The organism is Caballeronia grimmiae (assembly GCF_000698555.1).
In the GTDB taxonomy this organism is placed as follows: Bacteria; Pseudomonadota; Gammaproteobacteria; order Burkholderiales; family Burkholderiaceae; genus Caballeronia; species Caballeronia grimmiae.
Genome location: NZ_JFHE01000004.1, coordinates 270,880 through 287,611, shown reverse-complemented (window position 1 = coordinate 287,611; position 16,732 = coordinate 270,880). Strand labels below are relative to the sequence as shown.

The following is a 16,732-nucleotide window of genomic DNA, read 5'->3' as shown; positions in this document are numbered from 1 at the left end:
GTCACGCCTCCACCGGCTCGTCCCGCCGCGCATCCTTCACGATCCGCCGCGACCGGTTCACCGCGCTGATGACGGCATCGACGACGGCGAGCGCCGGATTCGCATGCACCGCGACGCCGAAGCGCGTCGGCTCATCCGCGACGCGGCAGCCGACAAACACGGCCGTATCGCCGCTCGTTGTCTTCGTCGATTCGAACCAGTTCACGCTCGCCTCGACGCCCAGTGCCGAGGCAACCACCTGCGCGTAATGCTCCTCGCTCGCCGCGCCGGACACGGGCGGCATCGCGATGCGCTCGCCGCACACCGACGCCGTCGCCGCATCCACCCGCGATACCGCGCCGCCCGCGTCGAAGTATTCGCGTTTGAAGAGGGCGCAGATCGCGTCGCCGCTAATTTCCTCGCCCGATTCGTCCGCGACGGCCTGCACCGCATGGCTGAACTCGATCTGCACGCGGCGCGGCGGCGTAAAGCCCAGGCCCCGTTCGAGCAGGTAGGTCGCGCCGCCTTTGCCGGACTGGCTATTGACGCGAATCACCGCGTCGTAGCTGCGGCCGAGATCGGCCGGATCGATCGGCAGATACGGCACTTCCCATACGCTGCCCGGCACGCGCTGCGCGAAGCCTTTGCGGATTGCGTCCTGATGCGAGCCCGAGAACGCGGTGAAGACGAGATCGCCGGCATAAGGATGGCGCGGATGCACCGGCAACTGATTGCATCGTTCGACGACGCGCCGCACGGCGTCGATGTCCGAGAAATCGAGGCCCGGATCGATGCCCTGCGTGTAGAGATTCAACGCGAGCGTGACGAGGTCGACGTTGCCCGTGCGCTCGCCGTTGCCGAACAGACAGCCTTCGACGCGGTCCGCGCCCGCGAGGATCGCCAGTTCCGCTGCGGCGACCGCCGTGCCGCGATCGTTATGCGGATGCACCGACAAGACGATGCAGTCGCGGTACCCCATGTTGCGGTCCATCCACTCGACCTGGTCGGCGAAGACGTTGGGCGTCGCGGATTCGACCGTCGCCGGCAGATTCACGATCATCTTGTGATCGCGCGTCGGACGCCACATTTGCGCGACGGCGTCGCAGGCTTCGCGTGCGAAGGGCAGCTCCGTCATGCTGAAAGTCTCGGGCGAATACTGATAGGTCCAGTGCGTGCCGGGCCGCGCCGCCGCACATTCCTTGATGATGCGCGTGCCTTCGACGGCCAGCGCCTTCACTTCATCCTTCGACTGATTGAACACGATGCGCCGGAACGACGGCGCGATCGCGTTATACAGATGCACGATGACCTTGCTCGCGCCTTCGACCGCCTCGAACGTGCGCTCGATCAGTTCGCGGCGCGACTGCACGAGCACTTCGATCGTCACGTCGTCGGGAATGCGCTTTTCGTCGATCAGCTTGCGCACGAAATCGAAGTCCGTTTGCGACGCCGATGGGAACCCCACCTCGATTTCCTTGAAACCCGTTGCCACCAGCATGTCGAAGAACTCGAGCTTCGCGGCGATGCTCATCGGCTCGATCAGCGACTGGTTGCCGTCGCGCAGATCGGTGCTCATCCAGATGGGCGCTTTCTCGATCGTGCGATTTGGCCAGCGGCGGCCATTCAGACGGACTTGCGGGAACGGGCGGTATTTCTCGGCGGGGTTCGGCATCATGGTCGTCGATCTCTCTTGGAACAGTCTGCGTAGCGCCTGCGAGAGGAACCGCGGCCGGCGGCTGGCCGGCTGCGGCGCGATGCACATGTTGCGAAGCCGCGCACACGGTCCCGTTGCGCACCGGCGATGGTGACGCCTGCGACCAACGTGAACGTGCGCGAAGCAGCGTGCATTTGACCCTCGCGTTCTCGTTTCGCGGGATGTGCGAACGAAAAGCTGACGACTACAGGTGGTAAGGAAAGGAACTGCGGGAACTGCTGGCAGGACCGCGCGCCTGGCGACGCGCGGCGCTACGTCTGGCGACTTACGCTAGACGTAGCGATAGGGGCCGCGCTAGGCGGCCCGAAATAATTCGGAGGGAGGAGGGCTGGGTGAAGCTCATTGGCTCACTTTAAACCAGCGTAGAAGAATGTGTCAAACGACTGCTGACCTTTTTTTTGCGGACGCCTAAACCGGCCTGCGCACGATATCCGCGATGACTTCGACCTGGCGCAAAACCGCCGGCGGCACGGCCACATCGCCGCGCATCACGTCCTCGATCCAGCGCGCAGTGGTCGCGGCATCGAGCGATTCGGGCATCTCGACGGCGGGCGCATCCGCTTGAGAACGCTCGGGCGACAGCAGCGTCTCGACGCGGCCGTCGTGGAACCAGTCGACTTGCACTTGCCGGCGTGTATCCGCCACCGCTTCGCCTTCAGTGCCGCGCGCAAGCAGTGCGCCGCCCTGAGCGGCATCGGGATGATCGGTGAAAAGGTCGGTCAGGCTGTCGCGATACTCCGGATGCGTGTAGTTCACGAGGCGCAAGCCCGGCTCCGCGAACGGCTGGAGAATCTTGACGAGCGTATGCGTCGAGTTGCGCACGCCCATGATGCGCCTGAGCGCGAGCAGGCGCGCAAGCTTCGGCGCGAGCGAGGTGACCGGCGCGAAAGCGAGCCGGCGGGATGCGAGACTATCCTCGATCTCATCCGGCGATGCCGCGTGCGGAATGCCCAGTTCGGCGAAGATCGCGGCGCTCGTCACGCGGCCGGGATCGTCGACGACGCCGTGCACCAGCACCGGCACGCCTTCGCGGGCAAGCAGGAGCGCGAGCAGCGGCGTCAGATTCGGTTGCTTGCGCGCGCCGTTGTAGCTCGGAATCGATACCGGGCGGGCGTGATCGCGGCCCTCCTGCACATGCAGCGGCTCGAACGACCGGTGCGCCGCCGCGAGCATTGCGGCAAGCTCGGCGGCGGTCTCGCCCTTCACGCGATAAGCAAGCAGCACCGCGCCGAGTTCGAGATCGGAGACGCGGCCATCGAGCATGGCTTCGTAGAGCGTGTAAGTGTCGTCGCGGGACAGCGCGCGTGCGCCGTTCGGCCCGCGGCCGATTTCCTTGATGTAGCGTGCGCAGGCGAAAGGGGAGGCTTGGGTGTCGTTCATCGGAAGCATGCGCAAACGGGCGTTCAGTTCCGGGGTCGTGAGCGTCGCCGTCGCTAGGTTGAAGGTCCGGAAAGGACACTCGTATCGCATTTGAGCGTCGCTGGCAAGCATTGGCGACCGTCCCGGCGGCGCGAAGCCGGTGCGATGGACGGCCTTGCGCGGCATTCCGAAGGATTGCCGAAGGGCCGGCGAAAGCTCGCGGACTCACGCCAGTCAAGGCTCGCCACGATTATCCGGCGCGCGTTACACTCGTTCTTCTCGCAGGCCGCGCTTTCTCGGGCCAGCATTCGAATAACAGCAACCGAGTTGCATGAGACCGGGGCGGCGCATGGCATTTCCGCTTCGTTCTCGACAGGAGAACAGGATGAGCTACGTGTTTCCCCCGGCGCCCGCAGTGACGGTGCCGGTCGCCGGACTGGACGAGCGGTTTCCCGTGCGCCGCATCTACTGCGTCGGACGCAACTACGAAGCGCATGCGCGCGAAATGGGTCACGACCCGGACCGCGAGCCGCCGTTCTTCTTCAGCAAGCCCGCCGATGCGGTGCTCTACGTCGCGCCGGGCGGCACGGGCGAATTCCCGTATCCGTCGCAGACGAAGAACCTGCACTTCGAGATGGAACTGGTCGCGGCCATCGGCAAGCAGGGCAAGAACATTCCGGCCGACAAGGCGCTCAACTACGTCTATGGCTATGCGCTCGGTCTCGACATGACGCGCCGCGATCTGCAAGCCGAAGCGAAGAAGCTCGGCCGTCCGTGGGATACCGCGAAGGGTTTCGATCACTCCGCGCCGCTCGGCCCGATCCATCCGGTTTCGAAGGTTGGGCATCTGGAGAAGAGCGCGATCTGGCTGACGGTCAACGGTGAAGAAAGGCAGCGCTCGGACATCTCGCAACTGATCTGGTCGGTCGGCGAGACGGTGGCGTATCTGTCGACGCTCTTCGAACTCTTCCCCGGCGATCTCATTTTCACCGGCACGCCCGAAGGCGTCGGCGCGGTCGTCAAGGGCGATCTGCTGAAGGGCGGCGTGGAGGGCATCGGCGAATTTTCCGTGCGCGTCGTATGAAGCTCTACAGTTACTTTCGCAGTTCGGCGGCGTATCGCGTGCGCATCGCGTTGAATTTGAAGGGCCTCGGATACGACTACGAGGCCGTTCACCTGCTGCGCGACGGCGGCCAGCAATTGAAGCCGGAATACCGCGCGCTGAATCCCGATGGCATCGTGCCGACGCTCGTCGACGGCGACGACGTGCTGACGCAATCGCTCGCGATCATCGAATATCTCGACGAGACGCATCCCGAGCCGCCGCTTCTGCCGCGCGGTCCGTCGGATCGCGCGTTCGTTCGCTCCGTCGCGATGCAGGTCGCGTGCGAGATTCATCCGCTCGACAATCTGCGCGTGCTCAAGTACCTGAAGCATCAGGTGAAAGTGCCCGATGAAACAAAGGACGCGTGGTATCGGTACTGGGTGGAGACGGGCTTCGCATCGCTGGAAAAGCGACTCGCGGGCGACAAGCGCGTCGGCAAGCTGACCTTCGGCGACACGCCGACCATCGCGGATCTTTGCATCGTGCCGCAGGTCTTCAACGCGCGCCGCTTTGGTATCGACCTCGCGCCGTATCCGACCATCGAGCGCATCGCCGACAACGCGAATCAGCTCGACGCCTTCGAACGCGCGGCCCCCGCGCAGCAGCCCGACGCCGAATGACGGCTGCGGTGGCGGCAGGGGCGCTCCCGAGCTATCTGTCGGGCGCGGGACTCGGCGCGAGCCTCATCATGGCGATCGGCGCTCAGAACGCCTTCGTGTTGCGGCAAGGCTTGAAGCGGCGGCACGTCGGCATCGTCGTGGCGATCTGCGCGAGCATCGATGTCTTGCTGATCGCGCTCGGCGTCGGCGGAATGGGCGCGCTGATCGCGCGTGCGCCGGTCTTGATGGAAGTGATTCGCTGGGCGGGCGCGGTGTTCCTGTTCTTATACGGCCTGCGCGCTTTTCTGGCGGCGTGGCGCGGGCCGGGGCATCTCGACGCATCCGATGGCGAAGCCCAGACGGCGCTGGGCGCGGCATCGACGGTGCTCGCGTTGTCGCTGCTGAATCCGCACGTTTATCTTGATACGGTGGTGTTGCTCGGCGGGATCGGCGCGCAACATGGCTGGCCGGCGAATGCGTGGTTCGCGGCGGGCGCGATGTGTTCGTCGGTCGTGTGGTTCACCGCGCTCGGCTTCGGCGCGCGCTTGCTGGAGCCGTGGTTTCGCAAGGACGTCTCGTGGCGCGTGCTGGATGTGATCGTGGGCTGCGTGATGTGGTGGATCGCGGCGGCGCTGGTGCTGTCGCGTTAAGCATGTCTTCGCGTCAAGCAAAAGGGCGTTCTTGCGAACGCCCTTTTTTTTCGGATGCTTTAGCCGGGAACCTTAGCCGAGCAGCGCGTCGGCGAATTCGTTCGCGCTGAACGGCTGCAAGTCTTCCACCTTCTCGCCGACGCCGATGAAGTAGACCGGAATCGGACGCTGGCGCGCGATGGCCGCGAGAATGCCGCCCTTCGCCGTGCCATCCAGCTTCGTCACGATGAGACCGGTCAGCCCGAGCGCATCGTCGAACGCCTTCACTTGCGCGAGCGCGTTTTGTCCCGTGTTGGCGTCGATGACCAGCAACACTTCGTGCGGCGCATCCGGCATCGCCTTCGCGATCACGCGGCGCACCTTGCGCAGTTCTTCCATCAGATGCAATTGCGTCGGCAGACGGCCGGCGGTGTCGGCCATCATCACGTCGATTTTGCGAGCGCGCGCCGCGCCGACGGCGTCGAAGATGACCGCGGCCGCATCGCCGCTTTCCTGCGCGATGACCATGACGTTGTTGCGCTCGCCCCAGACCGTCAACTGTTCGCGGGCGGCGGCGCGGAAGGTGTCGCCGGCTGCGAGCAGCACCGATTGATTGAAGCTCTGAAGATGCTTCGCCAGCTTGCCGATGCTCGTCGTCTTGCCGACGCCGTTGACGCCCGCGATCATCATCACGAGCGGCTGCGCGCGGCCGAGCATCAGCGACTTCTCGAGCGGACGCAAGAGGTCGACGAGCAGCGCACGCAAGGCCGCCTTCACCTGCGATGCGTCCGTCAGGCGCTCCGTGCGCACCTTCTCGCGCAGCGATTCGAGCAGGAACTCCGTGGCATCGACGCCGGCGTCGGACATCAGGAGCGCGGTTTCGAGCTCTTCGTAAAGGTCTTCGTCGATCTTCGCGCCGACGAAAATGCCGGTCAGGCTCGAACTCGTTTTGGACAGGCCGTGCTTCAGCCGCGACATCCAGGATTTCTTCGCGGCGGCGTCCGGCTCCGGTGGCGGGACGATTTCCTCGCTCGCCTCGTCGGTCTCGGGACCGCGCACCCATTGCGACTGCGTGCGGCCTTGCCAATAGGGCTTCGGCGCTTCACCGGCGGAAGAGACAGGCGCGACGGGTGTCGCGGTTTCACGGGCGGGTTCCGGATCGGCGGCGAGCGGCGCGTCGGCCGGAATCGCGGCGTCCACAGCGGGTTCGCGGTCCAACTCCGCCTCGATGACGGGCGCGGACGCTTCTTCGTCCGCCGCTTCCGCTGTTTCCTCTGCGGACGTATCGAGCGGCTCGTCAGCCGGCTTTTTGAATCGTTTGAAGAAGCTGAACATGGGTCTGTGACGATGAAGCGCGCGTCATTCGACGGCCTCGCGTGCATTCGAACGAACGCCGCGCGCGACGGCCCGCGCAGGAAGATGGAAGCCGGCTATTTTATCAGGCGTGGCCTGATGCGCTTGTGCGCTATCCGCCTGTGGTAACGTTGGCTTTCATTACGCGCCGCGCGGCCAATGCCGGGCGGCGCGCGCCGATATCACCACTTCTTCTCATGCCCCGTTCCTCCGCTCCACGCTCATCCGCATTCGCCGCCCCCAACCGCGCGCCGTCGCGAGGCAGCAAGCCGCATACGATCCGCATCATCGGCGGAAACTGGAAACGCACGCCGCTGCCCGTGCTCGATCTCGACGGGTTGCGCCCTACGCCCGACCGCGTGCGTGAGACGCTGTTCAACTGGCTCGGGCAGGACCTGAGCGGGCAACGCTGCCTCGATCTCTTCGCCGGCAGCGGCGCGCTGGGATTCGAAGCGGCGTCGCGCGGCGCGGCGCGTGTGCTGATGGTCGAGCGCAGCGGACGCGCCGCCGCGCAGTTGAAGGCGAACCAGGCGCGGCTCGATGCGCGCAACATCGAAATAGCCGAAGCCGATGCGCTGCGGCTCGCGGCCCGTCTCGCGCCCGGTTCGTTCGATGTGATCTTCCTCGATCCGCCCTTCGGCGACGAAGCGCTGCTTTCGCGCGCGCTCGAACTCGCCGCGCCGCTCGCTGCGCCCGATGGGGCGATTTACGTCGAATGTGGCGAGACGCTGGAACCGGGCAGCATCGACGCGTTGGCCGGCTGGAGCGTCGTTCGAGAGGGCAAGGCGGGAGCGGTCCGCTATCATTTGCTGCGTCGCGAAAATGAGGAATAATGCGCCTTCCTCGATCCGGCGCAGCGCGGGGAGCAGTGGCGCCTGCCGGTGCCGGCATCGATCGGGGAAGCGCGGAGAATAACGGTCGCAGCCAGCGGCCCAAAGGTAAATACAAGAGGAGAAGCTCATGGTTGTCGCCGTGTACCCGGGAACGTTCGACCCGCTGACGCGCGGGCATGAAGACATCGTGCGGCGCGCATCGAGCATTTTCGATACGCTGGTCGTCGGCGTGGCCGACAGCCGCGCGAAGAAGCCGTTTTTCACGCTGCAGGAGCGGCTGGATATCGCTCACGACGTGCTCGGCCACTATCCGAACGTGCAAGTGAGCAGCTTCACCGGACTTCTCAAGGACTTCGTGCGCAAGAATAACGCGCGTGTGATCGTGCGAGGGCTGCGTGCCGTCTCCGACTTCGAATACGAGTTCCAGATGGCCGGGATGAACCGCTATCTGCTGCCCGACGTCGAGACGATGTTCATGACGCCGTCCGATCAGTATCAGTTCATTTCCGGCACCATCGTGCGCGAGATCGCGCAGCTTGGCGGCGATGTCAGCAAGTTCGTGTTTCCATCGGTGGAAAAGCGGCTGATGGACAAGGTCGCCGATGCGTTGCAAAACAATCCGACGACGCCGTGAGCAGGAGCTGCGGTTGATTCGATGCGGGCGTGAAGTGTTGCGGTCGAGTTGAACTGACTTTGCGCCGTTATATGCCGCGTGGAAATCCGCTCGCTCTTCGAGGGCATTGAAGGCTGGCCGCGCAAAGCATCGGCAAGTCGAAGAAAGGGTACGCGGTATCGGCGGGGCGCGTCATTCAGTGTGGTTGCTCGGACAGTAATGACCGCCCAAACCATGATGCACTTTCGCAAACAACCAGTGGTCGGCATTCAACCATGTCCAACCTGCGTTTGCATGTCTTCGCGGTGCTCGGCACAGCGCTGGTATTTGTATTGGCCCTCTGGGTGAATCAGGAGATTTTCACGCATACGGAATTCGTGCGCGGTATCAACTGGGTTTATCTGCCATCCGGCGTCAGGCTTCTCAGCACCCTTCTGCTAGGCGGCGATGGCGCCCTGGGCTTGCTGCTGGCAAGCTGGCTCGTCAGCTTTTTCTATTTCTTCCCCCACGATCCGGTTCGCGCATTCGCTGGCGGAATAATCGCGGCGGTGGCGCCTTATGCCGTGTATAGGCTGGCGAAAGAGTGGTACGGATTGAAGGCTTCACTGTCGAATCTGACGGCGCAGCGCCTGCTTATGCTTGCACTGGCTTATTCGATCGCTAATCCGCTCTTGCATCACATCTGGTTTGCATTGCGTGGAGAGTCGCAGCATCTCGTCGAGGGATTCTCCATCATGTTCATCGGTGATTTGCTCGGCGCGCTCATCGTCCTGTATGCGGTGAAAATGGCGCTCTGGTTTGTGAGGAGAAGTGCAGCCGCGCGCACCGGCCTTTAAGTAATTGCCGCGAATAAGAGAATCAGCGAGATCGAACCAAACGGGCTGACGAGCGGAAGCGCATTCTGTAAGAGGAAGTCGAAGCGTGTTGGCGCGCGGTGTTCAAAATTGCTCCCGGCTGTGAACGGTTAGCCAACGGCACTATCGAGGACAAACACCGACCCACCGCCGAATTCGCACCGGCGCTATAATTTATTGTTTTTAAACGAAAAGCCGGTAGCAGCAATGTCCCTGATCATTACCGACGAGTGCATCAACTGCGACGTCTGCGAGCCCGAGTGTCCGAACGACGCCATTTCGATGGGACCGGACATCTACGTGATCGATCCGAACAAGTGCACCGAATGCGTCGGCCATTTCGACGAGCCGCAATGCCAGCAAGTCTGCCCGGTGGAGTGCATACCGCGGGACCCCGCGCACGCGGAAACGCCCGAGCAATTGCTGACGAAGTATCACGCGCTGATGGCGGCGAAGGGCGCGTAAGCCCTTCCGCAAGCGCTCAGCCACTCAACCGCCGATAATCGCCGTCAAAGCCGCGACGAGCGCATCGCATTCGGCGTCCGTGCCGATTGAAATGCGCAGATGCTGATCGATGCGCGGCATCGCGAAGTGGCGCACGAAAATTTCTTGCTGCTTGAGCGCGGCGGCGAGCGCAGCCGCATCGTGGGCCGGATGCTTCGCGAACACGAAGTTGGCCGCCGACGGCACTGACTCGAATCCCAACGACGCCAATCGCGCGATGAGCCGTTCACGGCTCGCCACGACCTTCGCGCAGCTCTCTTCGAACCACGCCTGATCCTCATATGACGCGAGCGCCGCCGCTTGTGCGAGGCGATCTAGCGGATACGAGTTGAAGCTGTCCTTCACGCGCGTCAGGGCGTCGATCAACGCTGCATCGCCGAATGCGAAGCCAACGCGCATGCCCGCGAGCGAGCGTGATTTCGACGTCGTCTGCACGACGAGCAGATTCGGGTACGTGTCGACCAGCGACACCGCCGATTCCGCGCCAAAGTCCACATACGCTTCATCGATGATCACAGGCGAATCCGGATTCGCCTTCAGCAGCGCTTCGATGGCCGCCAGCGGCAACGCACGCCCCGTCGGCGCATTCGGATTCGGCAGCAGCACGCCGCCGTTCGGCGCGCGATAGCCGTCGATGTCGATGGCGAAGTCGTCATCGAGCGGAATCGTCTCGTACTCAATTCCGTACAGCTTCGCGTACACCGGATAAAAGCTGTAGGTGATGTCGGCGAAGCGAATCGGCTTGTCGTGCTTCAGCAGCGCCTGGAACGCGTGCGCGAGGACTTCATCGGAACCGTTGCCCGCGAAAACCTGCTCGACCCGCAAGCCGTGATGCGCCGCGACCGCTTCGCGCAGCGCGCGGGCTGTGGGGTCCGGATACTTGCGCAGCGATGCGCCGTCGCTTCCGAGTTCGCGGCGAATCGCATCGACGACGCGCGGCGACGGCGGATACGGGTTCTCGTTCGTGTTCAGCTTGATCGGGTGTGCCAGCGCGGGCTGTTCGCCCGGTACGTAGGGCGTCAGGCGGTGAACGATATCGCTCCAGAAACGGCTCACGGTCGGCTCCAGGTTCGTGTGTCAGGCATTGCGATGCAGGTTCATCATCGCGCGTTCGGTTTCGCCCGCGACGACGAAGGGCATGACGGCCAGCGCGCGTTCGATCGACCGATCGATGACATCCTGCTCCTCGCGTCGCGGCGGCTTCAGCACGAAGTTCGCGACATCCGGCTTGGCGCCCGCCCGCGCGCCTTCTGGAATCAGATCGCGCGGATGCCCGATGCCGATCCGCAACCGCCAGTATTGCTGCGACGACAGGTGCGCGGAGATGTCCTTCAGCCCGTTATGGCCGCCGCTGCCGCCGCCGAGCTTCATCTTGACGGTGCCGGGGGGAAGATCGAGTTCGTCGTGCGCGACGAGGATCTCGTCCGGCAGAATCTTGAAGAACTGCGCGACGGCAACCACCGATTGCCCGGAGCGGTTCATGAACGTCTGCGGCTCCAGCAGATGAATCTCGTGGCCGTGCAAACGTCCCTTGCCGTAGTGGCCGTGGAAACGCCGCTCGTCGCGCAACGTCGCGCCGGCGTCGCGCGCCAGTTGATCGACGAACCAGAAGCCCGCGTTATGGCGTGTCGCGGTGTATTCGGCGCCCGGATTGCCGAGGCCAACGATCAGCTTGATCATGTCGGATCATCGCGAGCCGCACGCCCGCTTCGTATAGTGCGAAAAAAACCCGCCGGGGCTTGCACACCGGCGGGTCACGTCGACCGTTCATCAGCAACGGATCGAGAGGATACTACAGCGTGCTTGCGAAGCCGCTAGGCCTTAGGCAGCGGGCGTTTCGCCAGCAGCGTCAGCGGCTGCATCAGCTTGCTTCGCAGCCGGAACGGTCGCCGATGCCACCACCGGGTTTTCAGCTTCGACGTGCGCGGTCAGCGCGACGCCCTTCGGCAGTGCGATGTCCTTCGCGTGCATCGTCTGGCCCGCTTCGATCTTGGCCAGATCGACTTCCAGGAACTCCGGCAGATCGCCCGGCAGGCATTCCACTTCCAGTTCCGTTGCGACGTGCGAGATGACAGCGCCCGCCAGCTTCACAGCCGGGTTCGTCTCTTGATTCATGAAGTGCAGCGGCACCTTGGTGTGCAGCTTCTTCGTCGCGTCGACGCGCTGGAAGTCCACGTGCAGCACGAGCTGCTTGAACGGGTGATATTGCACATCGCGCAGCAGAACTTGTTGCGTGCTGCCTGCGACTTCCAGGTCGAGAATCGACGAATGGAACACTTCCTTCTTCAGGGCGTGCCACAGGGCGTTGTGGTCGAGTTCGACCAGTTGAACGTCCGCTGCACCACCGTACACGATACCCGGGGTCTTGCCCGAGTTACGCAGGCGGCGGCTCGCACCCGTACCTTGCTTGCTACGCTCAAAAGCGACGACTTTCATGTGTGACTCCTTGATCTGCCCGCGACCAGGCAGGGAAACAGGGACCATCGATTGTGCGGTCCCAATACAAACGGCGCGAACCTTCGTCCGTTCGCGCCGATCATGCAAAAACGCGAAGCTCGAGCCTCGCGTTCCTTGCCAATACTTTTTAACCTTCGGCGAAAAGCGACATGACCGAGTCGCCGCGCCGGATTCGGGAGAAGGTCTCCGCGAGCAGGCCCGCGCTCGACAGCGGCCGAATCTTCGGGCACGCCAGCGATTCCGCGGACAGCGGGATGGTATCGGTCACGACGAGTTCGTCGAGTTGCGATGCCGTGAGGCGCTCCGCCGCGCCGCCCGAAAGAACCGGATGCGTTGCGTAGGCGAAAACCTGCTTTGCGCCGCGATCCTTCAGGACCTGCGCTGCCTTGCAGAGCGTGCCGGCGGTATCGACCATGTCGTCCATGATCACGCAGGTGCGGCCTTCCACTTCACCGATGACGTTCATCACCTCGGCGACATTCGCCTTCGGACGGCGCTTGTCGATGATCGCGAGGTCGGTGTTCATCTGCTTGGCGAGCGCACGCGCGCGCACCACACCGCCGACGTCCGGCGACACGACCAGCAGGTGATCGTGATTCTGCTTGCGCAGGTCGCCAAGAAGAACCGGGGTAGCGTAGATGTTGTCGACGGGAATGTCGAAGAAGCCTTGAATCTGGTCGGCGTGAAGGTCCATCGTGATGACGCGATCGACGCCGGCGATTTCCAGCATGTTCGCCACGACCTTCGCCGAGATTGCCACGCGCGCCGAACGCGGACGGCGATCCTGACGTGCATAACCGAAGTAGGGGATGGCTGCGGTGATCCGGCCTGCTGATGCGCGCTTGAGCGCATCGACCATGATCATGAGTTCCATCAGGTTATCGTTCGCCGGTGCGCAGGTGGACTGAAGAACGAATACGTCTTTGCCTCGAACGTTTTCCTGTATCTCCACCATGATCTCGCCGTCGGAGAAACGGCTGACCATCGCTTTGCCGAGAGGAATTCCAAGGATTTTGACGACTTCCTGAGCAAGCGCGGGATTTGCGTTGCCAGTAAAAACCATCAGGCCGTCACTGCTCATCGTGCACCTGTCTGCGGCTGGAGGCGAGAGGAAATGCTAGAGAAAGAATGGCAGGGGAGGAAGGACTCGAACCCTCGCATGCCGGAATCAAAATCCGGTGCCTTGACCAACTTGGCGACTCCCCTACACTCAACTTGAATCTTGCCGGGAAGTGTAGGACATACCCGACAAAACAAAACCTATGACGCGAAAGCGAAGAGAGGATGAGAATCCAGACTGCCTGTTACGACGCTCTTCCAGCTTGCCGGCAGTTTGGCTTGCGCCATCTCTGCTTCGGCTTGACTGGCAAAAGCAGCAAACACGCTTGCTCCAGACCCTGTCATTCGCGCCGGTGCGAGATTGGAAAACCACTCGAGCACCTTGGCAACTTCCGCGTACTTCCCTGCAACTACAGCCTGCATGTCGTTTCGACCGAAGCTGTCTGGCCAGTTTGTGTCTGACCTTTGCTGTGCAAGAAAGTCCGTAATTTTGGCGACTTCGGTGTTCCTTGTCAAGGCCTTTTCCGAAAAAATCGCCGCGGTCGGAACGTGAACATCGGGAGTGACTACCAGGAAGAAACGTTCGGGCAGTTTCACCGCCTGAAGCGCCTCGCCAACTCCTTCAGCAAATGCATTTTGCCCGAAGACAAAAAACGGCACGTCCGCGCCGAGTTGCAGGGCGAGATTCTGCAGAGTTTCACGCGAAAGGTCAACTCCCCAAAGACGATTCAACGCCAAAAGAGTTGTCGCAGCGTCGGAACTCCCTCCGCCCAAGCCTGCACCCATCGGCAGGCGCTTGTCGATTTCGATCTCGACACCGTAACGGCTGCCCGTATGTTGCTGGAGCAATCGCGCGGCCCGCACGACGAGATCGTCATCCTGCGCGACGCCGGGAACGTCCGTCTTGCGCACGATGAGGCCATCATCGCGGCGGCTGAAGTGCAGCACATCGCCCCAGTCGAGCAACTGGAAGACCGTCTGCAGCGAATGATAGCCATCCGGACGCCGGCCCGTAATATGAAGGAACAGGTTCAGCTTCGCGGGGGCGAGGCAGTCACGGATCGATTCGTTCGAAGACATGCGAAAAGCGGCGGATAGCGTGTTATTGGTCGATCACGAGCTTGATGTCGAGCGGGGGCTCGTTGCGCGTGAGATTCAGGCGCTTGACGCCCGCAGCGGGCGCGTCGGCATAGGCGAGATAGTCGATTGTCCAGCCATCCTGCCTGATTTCCTTAGGACGACCATTGGACGATTCGGCATCGAGCGTCGTTTCAGCGCGCGATGTCGGTGCAGCGGATGGCTGCAGCCAGTAACGCAAGCCTTCGACCGGCAGCGCGAAACCGAGCGTGTTCTGCATCAGGTCGGATACGTTGTCCGCATTGACCGGCTGACGATTCGGCAATTCGAGCGTGGCCAATGACGGCGACGACGTCACGATCGCCATTGTCTGCCCGAGCGGATTGCGCAGCTGGAGCGTGACCGTATCGCCTGTTTCCTGCCAGTCGAAGTTGCCGTAGGCGTTGCGCTGAACGCCGTTCTGGTCGTTGTACTGCACCGCGAAGCGTCCGTGATACGCACGGCTCGTCTGCGTCGTGAGTGACGTCGATGCAGCCGATGTGGTCGGCAAGCGCGGCTGAATTGCACAGCCGGACAAGACGAACGCGGCCGTCGCCGCAAAGCCGAGCGCGACGCGGCGCGCCGTATGACCGCGCGAGCCGGCGAAGAAATCGAATGCCATCAAAGGTCGTTCACCTGGAGTCGTTTTAGCGTTTTGACGAGCGTGTCGTTATCCGGCTCGAGCTTTTGCGCCTGACGCCACGTGGCGCGCGCCTGGTCTTGCTGACCAGACCTCCATTGCACTTCGCCGAGGTGCGCGCCGATTTCGGCATTCGGCTGGAGATCGTAAGCATTCTTGAGGATTTTCTCGGCTTCGGCCGAGTTGCCCTGACGGAAGCGCGCCCAGCCCAGACTGTCCATGATGAACGCGTCGTTGGGCGCAAGCGCGGCAGCTTTTTCGATCAACTGCACGGCTTCATCGAGCCGCTGATTGCGATCCACCAGCGAGTACCCAAGTGCGTTGTACGCCTGCGGATTCGCCGGCTGCGTGCGCATCAGCGTGCGCAATTGCGTTTCCATCACATCGAAATGGCCGTTCTTCTCCGCGGCCATCGCGTAGTCGTACACGAGGTCGGGATCGTCGGGAAACGCGGCGACGGCCTTCGCGAGATTCTCCTCGGCTTCCTTGTAGCGATGCGCTTCGAACAGAAGCGCGGAATCCGTACGGGCGAGCAGTGCGAGTTCGCGCGGATCCGAGCTTTGCAGGCTGCCGATCAGCGCACGCGCTTCGTCGACCTTGCCTTGCCTGGCGAGCAATTGCGCGCGCGTCACCTGTGCGGGCAAGTACTGCTGACTCGTGCGCGGAATCTTGTCGAGCCATTGGCTTGCGGCCGCTTCGTCCTTCTGTTCCAGCGAAAGTTGCGCGAGATAGATGTACGCCTGTCCCGGATCGCCGCCCGGCGTGTTTTCGGCGCCCTTCGCGTATTGATTCAGATAGTCCTTGGCCTTATCGAACTGCTTCTTCTGAATGTTGATGAGGGCCAGCGCCATCAACGGCGTCAGGTCCTTCGAATCGTTCTTGCGCATGATTTCGAACTGCTTCTGCGCGTCGTCGAGCCGGTCGGACGACAGATACAACTGCGCCAGAGCGAGCCGCGCATCATGCGACTTCGGGTTCTTGTCGAGATACTTCTCGAACGAAGCGATGCCCTCGGCGCGCTCCTGCGGTCCCATGCGCGCGAGCGTCAGCGCCGCGGGCAGATAGTCCGGCCGAAGCTGCAACGCCTTTTCGAGCGATGCCTTCGCGCCCGGCTGATCGTCCGCGAGCAATTGCTGGCGAGCAAGCGCGAGTTGCGCTTCGGGACGGTCCAGATCGTTAGCGATCAGATCCTTCAGCACATTGAGGCCGCCGACGCGATTCGGGCCTCGCGAGAGCAAGCTCTGCAGCGAGAGGATGGCTTCGCCGCGCTGCTCAGGCGATACCTTCGCGAGTTCGCGCTGAAGCGTAGGCTTCGCGTCGTCCGGCTTGCCCGACACGATCAGAAGCGACGCGCTCAGTTGCGCCGCGCGCTCCGAATGCGGCGCGAACTGCTGCCAGACTTGCGCGGACGTGAGCGCATCGTTGGGACTTTGCGCGGCGATGGCGATTTCCGTCGCGCGCTGCGCGAAGCGGGGATCGTGCGTGTCGCGGGCGAGCGAGAGATACGTCTGATAAGCGGGCGCGGGCTGGCCACGCTGCAATGCGACTTCGGCCGCCAGCACCTGAAACACGATCTGGCTGGACATCGCGACGTTCGGCAGGTCTTGCTGCTCGGAGCCGCTGACCGGCGCGGTCAGCGCGTCTGCGGCGGTCTGGGCGGCGGCATCGTCGTCGCTCGGAACGGGCGTCGCGTTGGGCGACTGCGCATGAGCAGGCGCGAACGCGAGTGCGGCCATGGCGAGCATCACCGCACCGGCGACGCGCGACATTGGCATGGCGAACGATTGCGCCAAGCCGGTCTGACGCTTCGTAAACAGCTTCATGACGAACGAGTTCATGGAAATCCAGACGATGTTTCAGTCGATTGTAACGCGGTGGCTAAAATACCGGCACACTCGCCCCAGCAAGTCTCTCTCCA

17 protein-coding genes and 1 tRNA gene are annotated in these 16,732 nt (G+C 63.0%); 7 read left to right on the top strand and 11 right to left on the bottom strand.

All coding sequences use genetic code 11. The annotated features are described in order from the left end of the window. Position 1 precedes the first annotated feature (1 nt). Together leuA and ybiB are read right to left on the bottom strand one after the other, a co-directional pair. Entirely contained in the window at positions 2-1,654 is a 1,653-nt protein-coding gene (leuA, locus tag BG57_RS07335) for a 2-isopropylmalate synthase (protein WP_035961935.1), read from the bottom strand. A 447-nt stretch (positions 1,655-2,101) separates the two neighbouring features. After that, on the bottom strand, positions 2,102-3,073 hold the full coding sequence (ybiB, locus tag BG57_RS07330; RefSeq protein WP_152562537.1) for a DNA-binding protein YbiB: 972 nt from the start codon (positions 3,071-3,073) through the stop codon (positions 2,102-2,104). 364 nt (positions 3,074-3,437) lie between these two features. Between ybiB and BG57_RS07325 the strand changes: the two genes are divergently transcribed. From BG57_RS07325 to BG57_RS07315, 3 genes are read left to right on the top strand one after another with little or no spacing between them, the layout of a single operon-like run. Further along, positions 3,438-4,136: a fumarylacetoacetate hydrolase family protein gene (locus BG57_RS07325; RefSeq protein WP_035961811.1), complete on the top strand. Its 699-nt coding sequence runs from the start codon at positions 3,438-3,440 to the stop codon at positions 4,134-4,136. Then, a complete protein-coding gene (gene maiA, locus BG57_RS07320) occupies positions 4,133-4,777 on the top strand; it encodes a maleylacetoacetate isomerase (protein ID WP_035961810.1) in 645 nt (214 codons plus the stop codon). The genes BG57_RS07325 and maiA overlap by 4 nt, the downstream gene beginning before the upstream one ends. Further along, a complete protein-coding gene (locus BG57_RS07315; RefSeq protein ID WP_035961809.1) occupies positions 4,774-5,406 on the top strand; it encodes a LysE/ArgO family amino acid transporter in 633 nt (210 codons plus the stop codon). The genes maiA and BG57_RS07315 overlap by 4 nt, the downstream gene beginning before the upstream one ends. A gap of 72 nt (positions 5,407-5,478) precedes the next feature. Here BG57_RS07315 and ftsY read toward each other — a convergent pair whose 3' ends face one another. Continuing rightward, complete coding sequence (gene ftsY / locus BG57_RS07310) at positions 5,479-6,720, bottom strand: signal recognition particle-docking protein FtsY (RefSeq protein ID WP_035961808.1); 1,242 nt, start codon at positions 6,718-6,720, stop codon at positions 5,479-5,481. Positions 6,721-6,935: 215 nt separating this feature from the next. Here ftsY and rsmD point away from each other — a divergent pair, with 215 nt between their 5' ends. The 4 genes from rsmD to BG57_RS07290 all read left to right on the top strand — a co-directional run bounded on the left by rsmD (position 6,936) and on the right by BG57_RS07290 (position 9,503). Continuing rightward, the gene (gene rsmD / locus BG57_RS07305; protein ID WP_035961807.1) at positions 6,936-7,571 is read left to right on the top strand and encodes a 16S rRNA (guanine(966)-N(2))-methyltransferase RsmD; all 636 of its coding nucleotides are present in this window, start codon (positions 6,936-6,938) and stop codon (positions 7,569-7,571) included. 127 nt (positions 7,572-7,698) lie between these two features. Then, positions 7,699-8,205 (top strand): pantetheine-phosphate adenylyltransferase, encoded by a 507-nt coding sequence (coaD, locus tag BG57_RS07300; RefSeq protein WP_035961806.1) that lies wholly within the window; start codon positions 7,699-7,701, stop codon positions 8,203-8,205. A gap of 254 nt (positions 8,206-8,459) precedes the next feature. Beyond that, the gene (locus BG57_RS07295) at positions 8,460-9,020 is read left to right on the top strand and encodes a hypothetical protein (protein ID WP_035961804.1); all 561 of its coding nucleotides are present in this window, start codon (positions 8,460-8,462) and stop codon (positions 9,018-9,020) included. Between the two features lie 225 nt (positions 9,021-9,245). Beyond that, positions 9,246-9,503, top strand: coding sequence for a YfhL family 4Fe-4S dicluster ferredoxin (locus tag BG57_RS07290; protein WP_035961803.1), 258 nt, complete (start codon positions 9,246-9,248; stop codon positions 9,501-9,503). A 24-nt stretch (positions 9,504-9,527) separates the two neighbouring features. On the opposite strand, the gene hisC is transcribed toward BG57_RS07290, so the two are convergent. The 8 genes from hisC to BG57_RS07250 all read right to left on the bottom strand — a co-directional run bounded on the left by hisC (position 9,528) and on the right by BG57_RS07250 (position 16,652). Beyond that, positions 9,528-10,598 carry a histidinol-phosphate transaminase gene (gene hisC / locus BG57_RS07285; protein ID WP_035961802.1) on the bottom strand — a complete coding sequence of 357 codons (1,071 nt, stop codon included), beginning with the start codon at positions 10,596-10,598 and terminating at the stop codon, positions 9,528-9,530. A gap of 21 nt (positions 10,599-10,619) precedes the next feature. After that, positions 10,620-11,222: an aminoacyl-tRNA hydrolase gene (pth, locus tag BG57_RS07280; RefSeq protein ID WP_035961801.1), complete on the bottom strand. Its 603-nt coding sequence runs from the start codon at positions 11,220-11,222 to the stop codon at positions 10,620-10,622. Positions 11,223-11,363: 141 nt separating this feature from the next. Beyond that, positions 11,364-11,978: a 50S ribosomal protein L25/general stress protein Ctc gene (locus tag BG57_RS07275; protein ID WP_035961800.1), complete on the bottom strand. Its 615-nt coding sequence runs from the start codon at positions 11,976-11,978 to the stop codon at positions 11,364-11,366. 148 nt (positions 11,979-12,126) lie between these two features. Next, a complete protein-coding gene (locus BG57_RS07270) occupies positions 12,127-13,080 on the bottom strand; it encodes a ribose-phosphate pyrophosphokinase (protein WP_035961798.1) in 954 nt (317 codons plus the stop codon). 48 nt (positions 13,081-13,128) lie between these two features. After that, positions 13,129-13,205 (bottom strand) — tRNA-Gln (locus BG57_RS07265). Positions 13,206-13,259: 54 nt separating this feature from the next. After that, positions 13,260-14,138: a 4-(cytidine 5'-diphospho)-2-C-methyl-D-erythritol kinase gene (gene ispE, locus BG57_RS07260; RefSeq protein ID WP_035961797.1), complete on the bottom strand. Its 879-nt coding sequence runs from the start codon at positions 14,136-14,138 to the stop codon at positions 13,260-13,262. Between the two features lie 22 nt (positions 14,139-14,160). Continuing rightward, a complete protein-coding gene (gene lolB, locus BG57_RS07255) occupies positions 14,161-14,796 on the bottom strand; it encodes a lipoprotein insertase outer membrane protein LolB (protein WP_035961796.1) in 636 nt (211 codons plus the stop codon). Further along, on the bottom strand, positions 14,796-16,652 hold the full coding sequence (locus BG57_RS07250; protein ID WP_035961795.1) for a tetratricopeptide repeat protein: 1,857 nt from the start codon (positions 16,650-16,652) through the stop codon (positions 14,796-14,798). The genes lolB and BG57_RS07250 overlap by 1 nt, the downstream gene beginning before the upstream one ends. Positions 16,653-16,732 lie beyond the last annotated feature (80 nt).

Bases quoted from the DNA above. Each gene is read 5' to 3' on its own strand.
- ispE (WP_035961797.1), bottom strand. From the start codon at position 14,138: ATGTCTTCGAACGAATCGATCCGTGACTGCCTCGCCCCCGCGAAGCTG.
- BG57_RS07295 (WP_035961804.1), top strand. From the start codon at position 8,460: ATGTCCAACCTGCGTTTGCATGTCTTCGCGGTGCTCGGCACAGCGCTG.
- BG57_RS07250 (WP_035961795.1), bottom strand. From the start codon at position 16,652: ATGAACTCGTTCGTCATGAAGCTGTTTACGAAGCGTCAGACCGGCTTG.
- BG57_RS07325 (WP_035961811.1), top strand. From the start codon at position 3,438: ATGAGCTACGTGTTTCCCCCGGCGCCCGCAGTGACGGTGCCGGTCGCC.
- BG57_RS07315 (WP_035961809.1), top strand. From the start codon at position 4,774: ATGACGGCTGCGGTGGCGGCAGGGGCGCTCCCGAGCTATCTGTCGGGC.
- ftsY (WP_035961808.1), bottom strand. From the start codon at position 6,720: ATGTTCAGCTTCTTCAAACGATTCAAAAAGCCGGCTGACGAGCCGCTC.
- coaD (WP_035961806.1), top strand. From the start codon at position 7,699: ATGGTTGTCGCCGTGTACCCGGGAACGTTCGACCCGCTGACGCGCGGG.
- rsmD (WP_035961807.1), top strand. From the start codon at position 6,936: ATGCCCCGTTCCTCCGCTCCACGCTCATCCGCATTCGCCGCCCCCAAC.
- pth (WP_035961801.1), bottom strand. From the start codon at position 11,222: ATGATCAAGCTGATCGTTGGCCTCGGCAATCCGGGCGCCGAATACACC.
- ybiB (WP_152562537.1), bottom strand. From the start codon at position 3,073: ATGAACGACACCCAAGCCTCCCCTTTCGCCTGCGCACGCTACATCAAG.
- BG57_RS07290 (WP_035961803.1), top strand. From the start codon at position 9,246: ATGTCCCTGATCATTACCGACGAGTGCATCAACTGCGACGTCTGCGAG.
- maiA (WP_035961810.1), top strand. From the start codon at position 4,133: ATGAAGCTCTACAGTTACTTTCGCAGTTCGGCGGCGTATCGCGTGCGC.
- lolB (WP_035961796.1), bottom strand. From the start codon at position 14,796: ATGGCATTCGATTTCTTCGCCGGCTCGCGCGGTCATACGGCGCGCCGC.
- leuA (WP_035961935.1), bottom strand. From the start codon at position 1,654: ATGATGCCGAACCCCGCCGAGAAATACCGCCCGTTCCCGCAAGTCCGT.
- BG57_RS07275 (WP_035961800.1), bottom strand. From the start codon at position 11,978: ATGAAAGTCGTCGCTTTTGAGCGTAGCAAGCAAGGTACGGGTGCGAGC.
- BG57_RS07270 (WP_035961798.1), bottom strand. From the start codon at position 13,080: ATGAGCAGTGACGGCCTGATGGTTTTTACTGGCAACGCAAATCCCGCG.